Origin of the sequence: Halopseudomonas sp. SMJS2, assembly GCF_029866945.1 — a bacterium.
In the GTDB taxonomy this organism is placed as follows: Bacteria; Pseudomonadota; Gammaproteobacteria; order Pseudomonadales; family Pseudomonadaceae; genus Halopseudomonas; species Halopseudomonas bauzanensis.
The window spans coordinates 390150-405510 of record NZ_CP123445.1; the positions used below are offsets into that span (position 1 = coordinate 390150).

Sequence of the window (15361 nt, forward strand, 5' to 3'; positions counted from 1 at the left end):
AAGAGAAATGAAGAGAAACGTTCTGATTATTGGTGCCGGAGGGGTGGCCCAGGTCGTCGCGCATAAATGTGCGCAGCATAATGACGTGCTGGGAGACATCCACATCGCCTCGCGTACTGTCGAGAAGTGTCAGCAGATCGTCGACAGTGTGCGAGAAAAGGGCAGCCTCAAAACTGCCGGTGAATTGCAAGCCCATGCCCTGGATGCGCTCGATATCGAGGCAACCAAGGCACTGATTGCCAAGACACAGTCGCAACTGGTCATCAATGTTGGATCGGCCTTCATCAACATGTCGGTGCTGCAGGCCTGCATCGAGACGGGTGCCGCCTATCTGGACACCGCGATCCATGAAGATCCGGAAAAAATCTGTGAGACGCCGCCGTGGTATGCCAACTATGAATGGAAACGTCGCGAGCTGTGCGAAGCGAATAACGTGACCGCCATTCTCGGCGTCGGCTTTGATCCAGGTGTGGTCAACGCCTACGCGGCTATTGCGGTGAACGAGTATTTCGACAGCGTCAGCGATATCGATATCATCGACATCAACGCCGGTAGCCACGGACATTATTTCGCGACCAACTTCGATCCCGAGATCAACTTCCGTGAATTTACCGGGCAGGTCTGGTCATGGCAGAACAGCCAGTGGACCAGCAACCAGATGTTCGAGGTCAAGCGTACGGATGACCTGCCGGTGGTCGGCGAGCAGACCAGCTACATGACCGGTCATGACGAGCTGCACTCGCTGTCGAAGAACCTCGACGTGCCCAACATCCGCTTCTGGATGGGGTTTGGCGAGCACTACATCAATGTTTTCACCGTACTGAAGAACCTCGGTCTGCTGTCCGAGCAGCCCGTTACCACCGCTGAAGGTCTGGAAGTGGTGCCGCTGAAGGTGGTCAAGGCGGTATTGCCTGATCCGTCTTCCCTGGCGCCGAACTACCAGGGCAAGACCTGCATTGGCGATCTGGTCAAAGGCAAGAAGGACGGCGCTGACAAGGAAGTGTTCATCTACAACGTCGCCGACCATGCCGAGGCGTACCAGGAAGTGGGCAGCCAGGGTATTTCCTACACTGCCGGTGTGCCGCCGGTGGCTGCTGCCATCCTGATCGCCCAGGGTAAGTGGGATGTGCAGAAGATGGTCAACGTCGAAGAGCTGGACTGCAAGCCCTTCATCAACCTGCTCAACGAGATGGGTCTGCCGACCCGCATCAAGGACGAGCAGGGCGATCGCGCGCTGAGCTTCTGAGTTCACCGCCAATAAAAACCCCGGTCTGACCGGGGTTTTTTTATGTCATTCCATTCCCCAGCGCGCCTGCTGGATCTCCATCAGGCTGCCATCCAGATCCTTGGCGATGCCAACGATCTCGCCCTCAAGTCCCGGGTCGTCCGTCACGTCGGGCGCCTGCAACAGCTCCCCGCCAGCGCGCTCCACGGCCTCGGCAAAAGCCACCGGGGCGATGCTGCGGATCTCCATTTTCACCGGATTGTCCCGGTAGTTGTGCGCGCCGCCATTGGTCCAGTTCATCAGCACCAGCGCCGAGCCGCCGTACCCCTGCAATATGTACTCGTTGTACATGCCCGGGATCGGTAGATACAGCAGTTGGCGAAAGCCCAGCTCATCTACATAGAAGGCCCGAGCCGCTTCCAGGTCGCTGACACCGATGCCGAAGGCGCCGAAGTAGGAATGCTCCGCTGCGGGGTCGGCAACCAGTTCGATCAGGTTATTGTGCAGATCGCGACCGAAGCCGACGGTCACGCCCAGGGCCGGGTCGCGGGTAGGTGGCAGGGTGATACGTCCACCCGCTGCCTGGAATGATGCCACATAACTCTCCATATCCCTGGTGTAGAACACCAGCTTGCCCGGATTCTGCCGGAGGTTGCGTGGCACGCCGTCAGTGAAAGCCATCAGCACCAGGTTCGAGCCGGTCGCATCGGCAGACTCCATTACGGTTTCTTCCCGATTCTCCCGGGTGCGCCGAGCCACCACGCGCATTCCCAATCCGTTGCTGAAGAAGTCCTCCGCTGCCTGCAGATCCTCGACACCGATGGCCGCTGCGCCCAGGTAGGAGCGGAGCGATTGGCGGATTTCGATCAGGGTACCGTCATGATCGGTGGCGTAGCCGACCAGAGCCTGGTTCAGATCCGGCTCGGTGGAGGCCGCCGGCTCATGCAGGATATCGGCATCAGCTTCTGCCAGCCGATCAGCCAGCAACCTCGGGTCGGCGGTCGCGAGCTGCAGTTTCACCGGATTGTCCTGATAATTCGGGTCGCTACCGTTGGTCCAGTGCATCAACACCAATGCCGAGCCGCCTGGTACCGGCGAGAGCAGGGTGTATTCATCATAAAGGCCGGGTACCTGCAGGAACGCCTGTTCCTGAAAGCTGATGGCATCGGTATAGAGCGCGAGGGCCTGCTGCAGATCACTGACACCAATACCGACAGCCGCCAGGAAGGAGTCGGTGACGCTGGGCACACCCACTATTTCAATCAGATTGTTATCCGGGTCGCGGCCGAAGCCGACCAGGGTGCCGTCATATTCCGGCAGTGCCGCAGGCGGAGCGGTTATACGGCCACCGGCACTCTCGAAGCGGCTGGCAAAGGCAGTGGCATCATGCGCGTAGAACACCAGCTTGCCGGGGTTCTGTTGGTAGTTCCGGCCGACCCCGTCAGTGAACTCCATCAACAGAATATGGGAGCCGCGGCGATCGGCCGATTCCATGACCACTTCGATACGGTCATCGCGCGTCAGTCTCTGGACTTCGCGCATGCCCAGGCCGTTGCGATAGAAATCGACCGCGGCATCCAGATCGCTTACACCGATACCTATCGCTTCCAGATATGTCGCCGTGGATGTTGGCGGCGGGGGCTCTGCTGGATGGGTGGGTGAGGCGTCGTTATCTGATCCGCCACCACCCAGACAGGCTGTCAGCAGCAATGGCAACAGCAGGGCAGTCAGCCATCTGCAAGGGTTGGGTTGGTGCATGTTGATTCCTTGTTGTTGTTTTAAAAATGAACATTCATTCATTGGTTGCGCACGATAGCTCAATATGAGCTATGCGCCAATACCAGCGGACGGGAAATTATTCAGCGCCCGGCCGATGCGGTAATATCGTCCTCTTTCCGGGCAGGCCGCTGTCGCAACAGGGTATTTTTCATGACATCACTTTCCGCAGATCCTTCACTCGTCGAGCGCCTGGATGGCATCGGGGAAGTCGAATGCGTGATCCCGGACATGAACGGCATACCGCGCGGCAAAGTGATCCATGCCCGTAACTTCATGCAGGGGCGCCGGGTGCAGATGGCCCATGGTGTGCTGGTGCAGTGCCTGACCGGCGAATATCCCGATCCGCGGTATTACGGCTACGATGACAGCGACTTCATTCTGCGTCCGATACCGGGACAGCTGCACATCACTCCCTGGACCCTGGCACCGCGGGCACTGGCCCTGTGTGAAGCCGTGGAAATGGATGGGACGCCGTCGCGACTGTCCTCACGGAGCATGCTGCAGCGGGTAGTGGACCGCTATCAGGCCCGTGGCTGGTCACCCAAGGTCGCCACCGAGATGGAGTTCTATCTGTTCGAGCACAACGCCGATGTGCAGCAGCCGTTTCGCCCGCCGGTGGGGTTGGATGGGCGGCGTGAAGCGGGCAGCCAGGCCTTCGCCGTGGGCTCGGTGACCGGGCTGCAGCCGTTCTTTGCCGAGCTCAAGGCCAGCATGACCGCGGTAGGTATTCCCTGCGAGGCGGTGATGCACGAAATGGGGCTGAGTCAGTATGAAGTCAATTTCACCCATGACGATCCATTGCTGATTGCCGACCAGACCTTTCTGTTCAAGCATCTGCTGCATGAGGTCGCCCTCAAGCATGGCCTGATCGCGGTCTGCATGGCCAAGCCGTTGTCGAAGATGCCCGGCTCGTCGATGCATATTCATCAGAGCGTGGTCGACCAGGAGGGGCAGAACGTCTTTACTGATCCTGGCAGCCAACAAGCCACAGCGCAGTTCCGGCATTTTCTCGGCGGCCTGCAGGCGCACCTGGGTGACCTGATCCTGCTGATGGCGCCCAATATCAACTCTTATCAGCGTTATTGCCACGTCTACGCGTCGCCCAATAACCTGTGTTGGTCGAACGACAATCGCCGCACTGGTCTGCGCGTACCGGCCAGTGAGCCGGATGCGCGGCGGGTAGAAAACCGCATACCCGGCGCCGATGCCAATCCCTATCTGGCGCTGGCGGCCACGTTGGCGGCGGGGCTCTACGGTATCGAGCATCAACTCGAACCGGATCTGCCAGCCCAGGGCGAGTTCGAGGTGCCGGACGAGCTGCGCCTGAGCTGCACCCTGCATCGTGCCATGCGCCGGCTGGAGCGCAGTCGGATGGCGCGCGAGGTGTTTACCGAGGAATTCATCGAAGGTTACCTGGCCTGTAAACACATGGAACTGGAAAGCTTCATGGATGAAATCACCCCCTGGGAACGGCGCGTTCTGGGCAGCGTGATCTGAGCGCTTGTTCACGGTTGCGCCGCCAGGGCATTCCCGCGACACGTAAAGTGGCAGCGGGCTGGTAGTATCTGCAGGTCGGGCCGGCAGACTCTGCCGGCCACCTCATAGCTGCACAGGAGTTGGCATGTCGGACGCAGAATCACTCGCACCGGGTTTCATGATCATCCATGGCAACCGTTTGGAGAGCCTGCGCCAACTGGTGGTCAACTGGGTCGCCCGATACCCGCTCAAACCACTGGAAAACGACGTGATCCTAGTGCAGAGCAACGGTATTGCCCAGTGGCTCAAGCAGGCGCTGGCCGCCGATGTGACCGCCGACGAAACCAGTGGTTGCGGGATCGCCGCCGCCTTCGATGTGAAACTGCCGGCGCGGTTTCTCTGGGACGCCTATCGCGGCGTGCTCGGAGCGGATACCGTGCCGGTCAGCTCACCACTGGACAAGGCGCCGCTGACCTGGCGGCTGATGCGACTGCTGCCGGCGGTCATGCATGAGCCGGTCTTCGAGCCGCTGCAGCGATTTCTCGCGGATGACCAGGATTGCCGCAAGCGTTATCAACTGGCCGAGCGCCTGGCCGATCTGTTCGACCAATATCAGGTATACCGCGCCGATTGGCTGGGTGATTGGGCCGAAGGGCGTGATCAGATCCGCCATGCGCGTGATGGTATCCAGCCGCTGGAGCCGGCCGATTGCTGGCAACCGGCGCTCTGGCGAGCCTTGTTACAGGACGTGGGACAGGCGCGGCTGGCGGACAGTCGCGCCGGGATTCACCCGCGCTTCGTCAGCCGGCTGGCCGAACTGGAATCTCGTCCCGCCGGCTTGCCGCGTCGGGTCATCGTGTTCGGGATTTCATCATTGCCGGCGCAGACACTGGAGGCGCTGGCCGCCATCGGCCGGTTCAGTCAGGTGCTGCTCTGCGTGCTCAATCCCTGCCAGCACCACTGGGGCAATATCGTCGGCGATCAGGATCTGCTGCGTCATCAGTACCAGCGGCAACAACGCCGCCCCGGCTCGCCGCTGGAGCTCGACGAGCACAGTCTGCATCAGCATGCCCATCCATTGCTGGCAGCTTGGGGCAAGCAGGGCCGCGACTATATCAACCTGCTCGACAGCCATGATGACCGCGCCAGTTACGAAGCCCAGTTCCAGGCCATCAATGGCGGCCGCATCGACCTGTTCGACGAACCGGACACAACCCACCTGCTCGGGCAGTTGCAATCGGACATCCTGGATCTGCGGCCCCTGGCGGAGACCCGCGAGCAGTGGCCAGCGGTCGCTGTCGAGGATGAGTCGATACGCTTTCATCTGGCTCACAGCCCCCAGCGCGAAGTGGAAATCCTTCACGACCAGTTGCTCGCCTGGTTCAACGCCGATCCCAGTCTGAAACCGCGGGACATCATCGTCATGGTGCCGGATGTGAACACCTATGCGCCTTCGGTGCAGGCGGTGTTCGGTCAGTACACGCCGGAGGACCTGCGCTACATTCCTTTCACCCTGGCCGACCAGGGCCAGCGCGGTATCGAGCCGCTGCTGATCGCCCTGGAATCGCTGCTGCGTCTGCCAGACAGCCGGCTGCCGGTGAGCGAGGTGCTCAGTCTGCTGGATGTGCCGGCACTGCGCGCCCGCTTCGGTATTCAGGAGAGCGAGTTACCAACGCTGCGCCGCTGGATCGAAGGTGCCGGTATCCGTTGGGGCATGAACGCCGAACGACGGGCCACGCTCGGGCTACCCGACGGGCTGGAAGCCAACACCTGGCGCTTTGGCTTGCGGCGCATGCTGCTCGGATATGCGGTGGGCGCGGGCGATCCCTGCTCCGGTATCGAGCCCTATGATGAAATCGGCGGGCTGGATGCGGCGCTGATCGGTCCGCTGGTGGCCTTGCTGGAAGCATTGGACGAGGCCTGTGATCTGCTGGACGAACCCGCTCCGGCGCCGGTCTGGGGCGAGCGGCTGCGCCGGTTGCTGGATGACTTCCTGCTGCCCGCCGGTGAGCGCGACGAGCGTCTGCTGGGCCAGTTGGATGAGGCCATGGACCAGTGGCTGGAGCTCTGTGCTGGCGTGGAGCTGAATGATGCGCTGCCGCTCAATGTGGTGCGCGAAGCCTGGCTGTCCGGCGTCGAGCAGAGCCAGTTGGGCCAGCGCTTTCTGGCCGGTGCGGTGAACGTCTGCACGCTGATGCCCATGCGGGCCATTCCGTTCCGGCGGATCTGCCTGCTGGGCATGAACGATGGTGATTACCCGCGGGCGCAGCCGCCGCTGGACTTCGATCTCATGGCCCGCGACTATCGTCCCGGTGATCGCTCGCGCCGGGAAGATGACCGCTATTTGCTGCTGGAGGCGCTGCTGTCGGCGCGCGAGCGGCTGTATATCAGTTGGGTGGGACGCAGCATCCGGGATAACAGCGAGCGACCAGCCTCGGTGCTGGTCGGGCAATTGCGTGATCACCTGACCAGCGGCTGGCGCGCCGAGCACGGCGAACTGCTGCCCATGCTGACCCAGGAGCATCCGTTGCAGCCCTTCAGCAAGGCGTATTTCAAGGAGGGCGGCGCGCTGTTCAGCTATGCCCGCGAGTGGTTGCCCATGCATGGGGCAACCGCGGGCGGGGCCAGCGCAGCGCGGCTGCCTGACCTGTTGCCCGATGCGCCGATCGAAGTGGAGCAACTGCAACGCTTCCTGCGTAATCCGGCGGCGCATTTCTTCACCGGCCGGCTCAAGGTCTATCTCGATGAGCGTAACGACAGTCTGGATGACCATGAGCCCTTCGCCCTGGATGCGCTGCAGAACCACCAGCTCAGCCAGACGCTGCTGGAAGCCTGCCTGCCATTGCCGGCGGAGCAGGATATCGACGAGGCGCTGAGCCAGCTGGCTTCCCGGTTGCAGGGGCAGGGCCATTTCCCTCTGGCCGGTTTTGGCGAGTTGAGCCGCAGCCAGCTCATCCTGCCGCTGGGTGATCAGCTGCGCCGCTTTCAGGCCCTGGTGGCAGACTGGCCGCAGGTCATGGAGCATCCGCTGGCGCTGGAGGCTGGACACCACCAGGTGCAACTGGTGAGCTGGCTGAGTGGGGTGCGCCAGGCATCCGGCAGTGATGCCCTGGCACGGATCAACCTGGTGCCGGGCAAGCGGCGTGGCAAGAAGGATGCTCTGCGCTGGCGCCCGCTGCTGGCCGACTGGGTTACCCACGTGCTGGCCGCCGCCAGCGGTCATGCATTGCACACCTGGGTGGTGGCCGGAGATGCCACCTTGCATTTCGCACCGCTGCCCGCGCCCGAGGCGCAGAACCTGATGGAAGTCTGGTTGGCCGCCTGGTTGGAAGGGCTGAACCGGCCGCTACCCTGCGCCCCGGAAACCGCCTTCGCCTGGCTGGAGGCCATGCTGGCAGGCAAGGAGGGCAAGGCTGATATGGCGGCGCAGACCGTATATGAAGGTGGTTTCAAGTTGACTGGTGAGGTGGAAAAAAGCGCGGCATTGCGTCGGCAATATCCGGATTTTGCCAGCCTGAGTGCTTCGGGTGAGTTTGCCGAACTGAGTCAGCAGTTGTACGCACCGCTGGTCGACGCGTACCGCAGTCAACTACTGACCTTGGTCGATACCGGGGAGGACGCATGAGTCAGCAGAACCTGCCCCTGGCGCTGCGGTTTCCGCTACGCGGCAGTCGCCTGATCGAGGCCAGCGCCGGAACCGGCAAGACCTTCACCATTTCCGCACTGTATCTGCGCCTGGTATTGGGTCATGGCGATGATGAAACCCGCTTCGACCGCGAGCTGTTGCCGCCAGAAATCCTCGTGGTCACCTTTACCGATGCCGCCACCCGGGAGCTGCGGGATCGCATTCGCGCGCGGCTGGTGGAAGCCGCCCAGGCGTTCCGGGGTGAACTGGATGCCCCTGATCCGATCCTGCAGGCGCTGCTGGCCGATTACTCCGAACAGCAGCATGCCGCCTGCGCCAGACGCCTGGATATCGCTGCCCAGTGGATGGACCAGGCGGCAGTCTCGACCATTCACAGCTGGTGCCAGCGCATGTTGCGCGAGCATGCCTTCGACAGCGGCAGCCTGTTCGCCCAGCAGCTGGAAACCGATCACAGTGAGCTGCTGGCCGATGTCGCGCGCGATTACTGGCGCGAGCAGTGCTACAGCCTGCAGGGACCGGCGCTGCGCTGGGTGGTGGAGCAGTGGCAGCAGCCGGATAACCTGCTGGCGCGCGTGCGGGTGTTGTTTCGCGAGCCGTCGAACGAGACGGGGCAGGGGCTGCAGGAACTGATCGAGCCGGTGCTGGAGCAATCTACCCAGCGGCTGGCCGAACTGAAACAGCCCTGGCTGAGCTGGGCCGACGAGCTGGAGCAATTGCTGGACCAAGCCTTCGAGGCGGGCCAGGTCAACAAACAGAAGATTCACAGCCGCTATTACCGCAACTGGTTCGAGACGCTGCGCAGCTGGGCGGCGGATGAGCTGCTGATAGAGTTGAAGCTGCCGGATGCTGCCTGGAACCGCCTGAGTCCCGATGGCCTGGCCGAAGGGTGGAAATCCGGCGTGGTGCCGGCCCACCCCGCACTGGACGCGCTGACCCAGTTGCGCGAGCAGTTGCGGTCATTGCCCGATCCGGGTCAGCAGGCGCTGCGCCATGCCGCCTGCTGGATCCGCCAGCGCTTCGAGCAGGAAAAGCGCCGGCGTGCGGAAATGGGTTTCGATGACATGCTCGAGCGACTCGACATGGCCCTGCAGGGCGTGAACGGTGAGCGCCTGGCCGAGGTTATCCGGCGCCAGTTTCCGGTAGCCATGATTGATGAATTCCAGGACACCGACCCACTGCAATACCGCATCTATGATCGCATCTACCGGGTCGAGGCCAACGATCCGGAGCATGGCCTGTTTCTCATCGGCGACCCCAAGCAGGCGATCTATGCCTTCCGCGGTGCGGATATATTCACCTACCTGCAGGCCCGCCAAGCCACCGCCGGGCGGCACGACAACCTGGACACCAACTTTCGCTCCAGCGAGCAGATGGTGGCGGCGGTCAACCATGTATTCCAGCTGGCCGAAGAGCGTCCGGGCGGACAGGGCGCCTTCCTGTTCGCCCGCGGCGGGGATAATCCGCTGCCTTTCATTGCGGTGGGCGCGCGCGGGCGGGCCGAGCAATGGACTGTCGCCGGAGAATCGCCGGCTGCCTTGACTGCCTGGCAATTGCCGACCGACAAGCCGCTGGCCAGCGGCAATTACCGGAGCGAAATGGCCGCGCGCTGCGCCAGCGAGATGGTGCGACTGCTCAATCTTGGCCAGCGCGGTGAGGCGGGGTTCCTGCATCCGGATAAGGGCATGCTGCCGGTGTGTCCGGCAGACATGGCGGTGCTGGTACGGGATTTTCGCGAGGCCCAGGCCATCCGCGATGAGCTGGCCGCACGGGGCGTACGCAGTGTCTATCTGTCGGACAAGGACTCGGTGTTCGCCAGTGCCGAGGCCGCCGATGTGCTGCGCTGGCTGCGCGCCTGTGCCGAGCCGGACAACGATCGGTTGCTGCGCGCGGCGCTGGCCAGCCCGACGCTGGACCTGGAGTGGCAACTGCTGGATGCATTGAACCAGGATGAGCGCATCTGGGAGCACCGCGTGTTCCAGTTCCGTGATTACCGGCGCATCTGGCTGCGCCAGGGCGTGCTGCCGATGCTGCACCGATTGCTGCACGACTTCGACCTGCCGGCCCAGCTGCTGGCCGGCAGTGATGGCGAGCGGCGGTTGACCAATCTGCTGCATCTGGCCGAGCTGCTGCAGCAGAGCGCCCGCGAACTGGATGGCGAGCAGGCACTGATTCGCCATTTCGAGGACTTGATGCTCAGCCCCGGCGACAATACCCAGGATGAACAGGTCTTGCGGCTGGAAAGCGATGCCGCGCTGGTCAAGGTGGTTACCATCCATAAATCCAAGGGGTTGGAATACCCGCTGGTGTTCCTGCCGTTCATCTGCAATACCCGCCTGACCCAGGGCGACAAGCCATTGGTCACCCATGGCGATAACGGCACCCGGATCGTACTGCAACCGACCGAGGACGATGTGCTGCGAGCTGATGCCGAGCGGCTGGCGGAGGACGTGCGCCTGCTATACGTCGCCCTGACCCGCGCACGGCATGCCTGCTGGCTGGGCATGGCTGATCTCAAATACGGCAATAATGCCTCCTCGGTGCTGCACCGCTCGGCGATCGGGCAACTGCTCGGCGGCGGCGAGCCGCTGTCCTCTTCCGCCGACCTGGCGGCTTGGCTGGCACGCTGGAATGCCGCGGCGATTGCTTTGGTGCAAGCTCCTGAAGTTGATGAGGCGCACTATGCCCCGCCCCAGGCTGAGCAGGATGTCCTGAGCACGCGCCAGCCGCAGCGCCGTGCTGCGGAGCATTGGTGGATCGCCTCCTACAGTGCGCTGCGTCCCGGCGAGGTCGCCGTTCCGCGCACCCGCAGCGACGATGCCTCGCCGGACAATCCGGCGGCGCAAAAGGCCGCTGATGATGACCGCCGCACGGTATTTCAGCCGCTACGCCCGGGCGAGACGCCGACCATTCACCGGTTCCCCCGTGGGCCCAATCCCGGCACCTTCCTGCATGGCTTGCTGGAGCTGGCGGGCAATGAAGGCTTCGCTGGCCTGGCGTCACCCGAGGCTTGTGCGCAATGGCTCAGACCCCGTTGCGTACGGCGTGGGCTGACCGAATGGATTGTACCCCTGAGCGAATGGCTCAGCGGGTTGTTGAATCGTCCGGTACCGCTGGATGCCGGGCCGTTCAGCCTGGCGCAACTGGGGCGGGAGCAATACCAGCCGGAAATGGAGTTCCTGTTTGCCGCCAGTCGGGTCGATGTCAGCGCGCTGGATCAACTGGTGCAGGCGGCCATCGCTCCCGGTGTGCCGCGCCCCGAGCTGCCGGCCGAGCGCCTGAACGGGCTGTTCAAGGGGTATATGGATCTGGTGCTGGAGCATGACGGCCGCTATTACGTAGTCGACTACAAATCCAACTGGCTGGGCGCCGATGCCAGCGCCTATACCCCCCAGGCCATGCAGGCGGCGGTGCTGGAGCATCGCTACGACTTGCAGTATGTATTTTACGTGCTGGCGCTGCACCGCCAGCTGCGAGCCCGTCTACCCGGCTACGATTATGGTCGGCATGTGGGCGGCGCCTTGTACTGGTTCATCCGGGGCAGCGAAGCGGACAACGCCGGCGTCTGGCATGACAAGCCGCCGCGGGCCCTGATCGAATCGCTGGATGCCCTGTTCGCGGGTGCGGCAACGGGCGACGATGCCGAGGAGATGCCCCATGAGCATTGAGCAACTGGATCTGCTGGCGCCCAGCGAAGCGCCGCCAGCACTGAATACCGACGTGCTGCACCAACTGGAGCAGTGGGTCGAGGTGGGCTGGTTGCGGGCGCTGGACCGGGCGCTCGCGGTATTCCTGCTGGATCTGGCGCCCGACAGCGATCCCCTGGTACTGCTGGCTGCGGCGCTCGCCAGTCACCAGCTCGGGCATGGGCATGTCTGTCTGGATCTGGGTGCCACCCTGCAGGCGCCGGACCTGAGTCTGTCGTTGCCCCCGGAAGGGCAGGAGGCCGGACGGGATATCCTGCTGCCGTCGCAACTGCTCGGCGGTGTTACCACGCAAGCCTGGTGCGACGCCCTGGCTGCCAGCCCGATGGTGGACAACCAGCCTGGCGGTGAATATTGCGAACGCCCCCTGGTGCTGCATGGCCAACGGCTGTATCTGCGGCGCTACTGGCGTTACGAGCGGCAGGTGGTCGCGGCGCTCGGGCGCCGGCTACAGGCACGGCCAGCCTTGCCTGCCGGGTTGGAACAGGGATTGGAACGGTTATTTGCCGACAGCCGCCAACACCCGGACTGGCAGAAGCTGGCCTGTGCCCTGGCGGCGCGGGGTGCGTTCAGCATCATTACCGGCGGGCCCGGTACCGGCAAGACCACCACCGTGGTGCGACTGCTGGCGCTACTGCAGGAACCCGCGGTCACGGCCGGTCAGCCGCTGCGTATCCGCCTGGCAGCCCCTACCGGCAAGGCCGCCGCACGGCTGACCGAGTCCATCGGCCGGCAGGTCGGCAGCCTGCAGGTCAGCGCCCCGGTGCGGGAACATATCCCCACCCAGGTCGCCACCTTGCATCGGCTGCTGGGCAGCCGGCCGGACACCCGGCACTTCCGCCACCATGCGGGCAATCCGTTGGCGCTGGACGTGCTGGTGGTGGATGAAGCCTCGATGATCGACCTGGAAATGATGGCCAGCCTGCTGGCGGCGTTGCCGCCCCATGCACGGTTGGTGCTGCTGGGGGACAAGGATCAGCTGGCCTCGGTGGAAGCGGGCGCGGTGCTCGGCGATCTGTGCCGGGATGCCGAGGCTGGGCGCTACAGTGAGGATACCCGGCAGTGGCTGGAGCAGGTTGGCGGGCAATCGATCGCGGCAGCCGGGCTGCAGCCGGGCGATGTGGATCGGCATCCACTGGCCCAGCAGACGGTGATGCTGCGCCACTCCCACCGTTTCGGCGCTGACAGTGGCATTGGCGAACTGGCGCGCACGGTCAATCGGGCCGATGCCCAGGCCGCACGGCAGGTGCTGGGGCAGCGGCAATACCGTGACCTGCACAGCCACCTGGCCTCCGGCTTGGAAGATCCGCGGCTGGCGACCATGATACTGGGCAATGCGGCCGCGGCAGATCCCTTGCCGGGCTACGGTGATTATCTGACCTTGCTGGCGCAACAACGCCCCGCGCCAGATCTGCCCGCCGATGATCCGGCATGGGAAGCCTGGGCCAAGTCGGTGCTGGAGGCCTTCGACCGTTTCCAGGTGCTGTGCGCCGTGCGCAAGGGGCCTTGGGGCGTGGAGTCATTGAACCGTCACCTGGCCGGCCTGCTGCAGCGCCGGGGTTTCTTGCCAGCGGCGCAGGGCTGGTACGAAGGGCGTCCGGTGCTGGTCACGCGCAACGATTACGGGCTGGGGCTGATGAACGGCGATATCGGGATTGCCCTGACCATCCGGGAACGGCCGCTGCACGCCGGTGAGCCGGAGCGGATGGTGCTGCGCGTAGCCTTTCCGCGCAACGACGGCAGCGGGCGGCTGCGCTTCGTCCTGCCCAGCCGGCTGAGCGAGGTGGAAACCGTATTCGCCATGACCGTGCACAAGTCCCAGGGCTCGGAGTTCGCCCATGCCATGCTGGTGCTGCCGGAAACCCGCAGCCCGCTGCTGACCAAGGAACTGGTCTACACCGCCATCACCCGCGCCAGCCGCGACTTCACGCTATTGGAAACCCGCCCCGGGATATTCGAAGCGGCGGTGGCCCAGCCGGTACGGCGGCTGAGTGGGCTGGATCTGAGTGGCGGGGTCAACTCTCCTGATTGAAATAGAATGCCAGAGCCGCAAGAGTGAATGCATCCTCTATCTCGCCGGCCCGGAGCATCTGGCGCAGACGTGGCAGACTGATGCACTCGATGTTTCGGGCCTCTTCGTCGCGCTCGCCGGGCTGACTGTTGCTGTCGATGCGGGCGAAATACAGATCCACGGCGGAAGCCAGTATGGCGGAGTTAGGCTTGAGCCGGCCTAGCAGGCTCAATTGCTCCTCCGCGATCAGATAACCAGTCTCCTCGGCCAGCTCGCGCCGCGCACACGCCAGACTGTTCTCGCCAGGCTCGCCGTAGCCGCGGGGTATCTCCAGTTGCAGCCCGGTATGGGCCTGGCGCTTGACCCGTAGCAACAGAAAGTCGCCGTCGGCAATCTGTGCCAGCACGGCAGCGCCATTGCTGGCATTATCTTCCACTACATAATGGAAGCGGCCATCCTGGACTACGCGAAACCACGGATTCTCATATAGCGTCTTCATTTAATCTCCAGCCCCATGAACCGGCGCATGCGGGGATACATGCCGAACCAGTTCCTGCGGGTCATATAGCTCTTGCCGCTGTCGACCATCTTGTCTTCGATATAACCGATAGCCTCGTCGGTCAGATAGCGCACGATTTCCCCTGCGCCTAAGCTGGAAATAAACTCGAACACCTTTAATGGATATTGAATCAGCTCAATCTCCCGGCGCAGCGATTTGATGCCGATGCTGGTATCCAGGATAACCTCGGGAATGCCGGTCAGATAGCGGATGCCATCCTGCAGAAAGCCCTCGTTGGCAACGGCGAATAACGAATTGTAGGCGGGGTCAATAACTTCCGCGCGAAAGCGCGGAAAATCAGCCAGTCCCCGCGAACGGAAGAACGCCTGCGAATGGCTGTACCATTCCGAGCGGGAAATAACGTCGGCTGCGCCCAGCAGGAATAGCCGGTAATCGCCGTCATTCTCGAAATAATGCTCTGCACAGGCGGGCTCTTGCAGGCGGGTGAAAACTTCGTTGCGCAGGCTTTCCCGAGCCAGCGTCAGGCTCTCCGTTGCCGGGTGAACTTCACGCAGAGCTTTTTGCAGCGTGTCTACCCGATCATGCATCAGGCGCTGTTGATATCTATCCAGCGCATCCTTGCGCGGTGCGCCCGGCAAGCTCGATAGAATGAAACTGCCGGGCAGAGCATGGTAATACTCCGCCAGACTGGCATGCTGGGCCATGCCGAACCCGCGGATCACCAACTTGCCGCTGCCTTCCTCGTTGAGATACTTGATTACATTGGACTGGCCAATGACCTGAGCGACATCGAGATTATCGATCAGCGCATTGGGTGATAGCACCACGCCGTCGGCAAAGGCCAGACCGGTGAGAAAGCGTTTGCGCAGCTCGTTGCCATCCAGAGCGCGGACCGAGTCGCAATTGGACAGCAACAGTTTTTCCTTGAACAACATGCCGGTTCGAACTCCTTTCCATGATGGCAGCCATGATATGGTCTGACCCGCGGTTTGGCGATACGGAC

8 protein-coding genes are annotated in these 15361 nt (G+C 63.0%); 5 read left to right on the forward strand and 3 right to left on the reverse strand.

Annotation, left to right across the window (positions count from 1 at the left end; all coding sequences use genetic code 11):
* The first annotated feature begins 7 nt into the window (after nucleotides 1–7).
* Complete coding sequence (locus tag QAO71_RS01915; RefSeq protein ID WP_036993242.1) at nucleotides 8–1246, forward strand: saccharopine dehydrogenase family protein; 1239 nt, start codon at nucleotides 8–10, stop codon at nucleotides 1244–1246.
* A 45-nt stretch (nucleotides 1247–1291) separates the two neighbouring features.
* Here QAO71_RS01915 and QAO71_RS01920 read toward each other — a convergent pair whose 3' ends face one another.
* Nucleotides 1292–2983 (reverse strand): VOC family protein, encoded by a 1692-nt coding sequence (locus QAO71_RS01920; RefSeq protein WP_280165107.1) that lies wholly within the window; start codon nucleotides 2981–2983, stop codon nucleotides 1292–1294.
* A 171-nt stretch (nucleotides 2984–3154) separates the two neighbouring features.
* On the opposite strand from QAO71_RS01920, the gene QAO71_RS01925 reads away from it, so the two are divergent.
* The 4 genes from QAO71_RS01925 to recD all read left to right on the forward strand — a co-directional run bounded on the left by QAO71_RS01925 (nucleotide 3155) and on the right by recD (nucleotide 13859).
* On the forward strand, nucleotides 3155–4501 hold the full coding sequence (locus QAO71_RS01925) for a glutamine synthetase family protein (RefSeq protein ID WP_280165108.1): 1347 nt from the start codon (nucleotides 3155–3157) through the stop codon (nucleotides 4499–4501).
* Between the two features lie 124 nt (nucleotides 4502–4625).
* Nucleotides 4626–8105 carry an exodeoxyribonuclease V subunit gamma gene (gene recC / locus QAO71_RS01930; protein WP_280165109.1) on the forward strand — a complete coding sequence of 1160 codons (3480 nt, stop codon included), beginning with the start codon at nucleotides 4626–4628 and terminating at the stop codon, nucleotides 8103–8105.
* Nucleotides 8102–11791: an exodeoxyribonuclease V subunit beta gene (recB, locus tag QAO71_RS01935; protein WP_280165110.1), complete on the forward strand. Its 3690-nt coding sequence runs from the start codon at nucleotides 8102–8104 to the stop codon at nucleotides 11789–11791. Before recC ends, recB begins: the two co-directional genes overlap by 4 nt.
* Nucleotides 11781–13859: an exodeoxyribonuclease V subunit alpha gene (gene recD, locus QAO71_RS01940; protein WP_280165111.1), complete on the forward strand. Its 2079-nt coding sequence runs from the start codon at nucleotides 11781–11783 to the stop codon at nucleotides 13857–13859. Before recB ends, recD begins: the two co-directional genes overlap by 11 nt.
* On the opposite strand, the gene QAO71_RS01945 is transcribed toward recD, so the two are convergent.
* Entirely contained in the window at nucleotides 13843–14337 is a 495-nt protein-coding gene (locus tag QAO71_RS01945; RefSeq protein ID WP_280165112.1) for an NUDIX hydrolase, read from the reverse strand. The two genes, recD and QAO71_RS01945, sit on opposite strands and share 17 nt — an antisense overlap.
* Nucleotides 14334–15293 (reverse strand): hypothetical protein, encoded by a 960-nt coding sequence (locus tag QAO71_RS01950; protein WP_036993233.1) that lies wholly within the window; start codon nucleotides 15291–15293, stop codon nucleotides 14334–14336. Before QAO71_RS01950 ends, QAO71_RS01945 begins: the two co-directional genes overlap by 4 nt.
* Nucleotides 15294–15361: the final 68 nt, after the last annotated feature.

Bases quoted from the DNA above. Each gene is read 5' to 3' on its own strand.
- QAO71_RS01915 (WP_036993242.1), top strand. From the start codon at position 8: ATGAAGAGAAACGTTCTGATTATTGGTGCCGGAGGGGTGGCCCAGGTC.
- QAO71_RS01920 (WP_280165107.1), bottom strand. From the start codon at position 2,983: ATGCACCAACCCAACCCTTGCAGATGGCTGACTGCCCTGCTGTTGCCA.
- QAO71_RS01925 (WP_280165108.1), top strand. From the start codon at position 3,155: ATGACATCACTTTCCGCAGATCCTTCACTCGTCGAGCGCCTGGATGGC.
- recC (WP_280165109.1), top strand. From the start codon at position 4,626: ATGTCGGACGCAGAATCACTCGCACCGGGTTTCATGATCATCCATGGC.
- recB (WP_280165110.1), top strand. From the start codon at position 8,102: ATGAGTCAGCAGAACCTGCCCCTGGCGCTGCGGTTTCCGCTACGCGGC.
- recD (WP_280165111.1), top strand. From the start codon at position 11,781: ATGAGCATTGAGCAACTGGATCTGCTGGCGCCCAGCGAAGCGCCGCCA.
- QAO71_RS01945 (WP_280165112.1), bottom strand. From the start codon at position 14,337: ATGAAGACGCTATATGAGAATCCGTGGTTTCGCGTAGTCCAGGATGGC.
- QAO71_RS01950 (WP_036993233.1), bottom strand. From the start codon at position 15,293: ATGTTGTTCAAGGAAAAACTGTTGCTGTCCAATTGCGACTCGGTCCGC.